Origin of the sequence: Methylophaga sp. UBA5088, from assembly GCF_002414625.1 — a bacterium.
GTDB classification, from domain to species: Bacteria; Pseudomonadota; Gammaproteobacteria; order Nitrosococcales; family Methylophagaceae; genus Methylophaga; species Methylophaga marina.
Map to the genome: position 1 here is coordinate 38,106 of NZ_DIAC01000097.1, position 1,561 is coordinate 39,666.

1 protein-coding gene is annotated in these 1,561 nt (G+C 43.9%); it reads left to right on the forward strand.

All coding sequences use genetic code 11. The features are described 5' to 3' along the window. Window positions 1-371 precede the first annotated feature (371 nt). Window positions 372-1,561: phospholipase D family protein (locus tag B4K20_RS12155; protein ID WP_289283074.1), on the forward strand; the 1,190-nt coding region annotated here is incomplete at its 3' end.

Below are 1,561 nucleotides of genomic sequence, written 5' to 3' on the forward strand. Positions count from 1 at the left end.
AAAACTATTACGCAAAATGAAACAATCAGGCAGTGCACTCACTCAGTAGCAACAGGCGACATCAAGCGTGATGTTGTCTACAAAAACAAGCCACGTTGATTTATAGATAACGATGAATAGTGATACTTTATGTAAATAGTCATAATTCGAAACGAAGATAAAACGTTTCTCACGTCACTCTGTATCAACCGGACTTATTGATAAACATGTCATTCAAAAGTAAACAACAACGATCTTTATTCAGCACAAAAAAGCAGAGAAGGGGTAAATGGCGTTGGCTATTGTTATTACTTTTGATATCAATTTGTGTCGCCGTCTATCACGTTTATAAGCCATTGCCTCCGGGCGTTGATTTCTCAGGGCCACAACGGATGACGAGTGACGTGCAGTTTCTGGCAGACAGAACCTTTACTGTCGGAGGTGAACGTCAAACACACCAGCAGATTTTCGATGCCGTATTCAATATGATTGCCAATGCTCGCCACCTGGTGCTGGTTGATATGTTTTTGTTTAACGACTATCAAGGCAAAGGTTCGGAACAGCATCGGGCACTTTCAGATGAACTCACCCAAGCCTTAATTACACAAAAACAACGTTATCCTGACCTGGAAATACAGCTTATTTCCGATCCCCTTAATAGTCTTTATGGCGGACTGCCTTCTACACATTTCACTCAACTTAAAGCGGCTGGCATACCTGTCACACAAACAAAGCTGACCAAACTACGTGATAGCAACCCGACTTATTCTGGTTTTTGGCGTTTATTTGTTCAGCCATTTGGCAATAGCGAAAGTGGCTGGCTGCCGAATCCCTTTGGTGAAGGAGAAGTTTCCGCAAGAAGTTATCTCAACCTAATGAATTTCAAAGCAAATCATCGAAAGCTGATCATTGCAGATAATGGAGAAGAACTAACCGCATTAGTCACCTCAGCTAATCCACATGATGGCAGCAGCGCTCACGACAATGTCGCCTTACGTTTTAATGGCCCAGCTGCATGGGATTTACTGGAGAGTGAAAAAGCGGTGCTGGCCATGTCGGGCAAGGCTTTGCCTAAAGTGAAACTAGAGCAACCTTCTAATATTACAAAAACGAATCTTACCGTTCAGGTCGTCACTGAACAGGCTGTAGAAAAAGCTGCATTAGCCATGATTAATCAAGCCAAAGCAGGCGATAAACTGGATATGGCAATGTTCTATTTATCCGATCGCGAGATTATCGACGCTCTCAAATCAGCAAAAAAACGAGGCGTAATATTAAGAGTCTTACTGGACCCGAACAAAGACGCGTTCGGCAGAGAAAAGAATGGCATACCCAATCGTCCGGTTGCTTATGAATTAACACAAGCCGGAATCACCGTTCGCTGGTGCGATACCCACGGCGAACAATGTCATGCTAAATGGCTGATGCATCGCGGAGCAGACAAAACAACTATGCTGCTTGGTTCAACCAACTTCACCCGACGTAATCTGCATAACCTCAACCTTGAAACAAGTGTCGTTCTAACCGGCCCAGCCAACGCAGTAGCTTTTCGACTAGGCCAAAGCTGGTTTGATGAATCCTG